This is a genomic window from Pseudoalteromonas sp. 20-MNA-CIBAN-0454, assembly GCF_040308685.1.
Lineage (GTDB): Bacteria > Pseudomonadota > Gammaproteobacteria > Enterobacterales > Alteromonadaceae > Pseudoalteromonas > Pseudoalteromonas nigrifaciens.
Genome location: NZ_JBEOOB010000204.1, coordinates 1 through 254 on the forward strand (window position 1 = coordinate 1; position 254 = coordinate 254).

Below are 254 nucleotides of genomic sequence, written 5' to 3' on the forward strand. Positions count from 1 at the left end.
CCTTTACCAAGCTCAACGCCCCACTGATCAAATGAACATATTTGTAAAAGAATACCGTGGCAAAAAATCTTATGTTCATACAGTGCAATTAAACGACCCACCGCTTTTGCATCAACCGTGTCTAATAATATAGACGTTGTTGGGCGGTTTCCTTGATGAATTTTATGCTTTAGAAGCATTTCAATTTGCGCAGGCGTTTTGCCTTTGGCTGCTAAATCAGCGGTTATCTGCTGCGCATCTACCCCGTTCATTAA

1 protein-coding gene is annotated in these 254 nt (G+C 41.3%); it reads right to left on the minus strand.

Annotated features, from left to right (window positions below; genetic code table 11):
* Window positions 1-254: phosphoglucose isomerase-related protein (locus AAEZ22_RS18505; protein WP_502935272.1), on the minus strand; the 254-nt coding region annotated here is incomplete at both ends.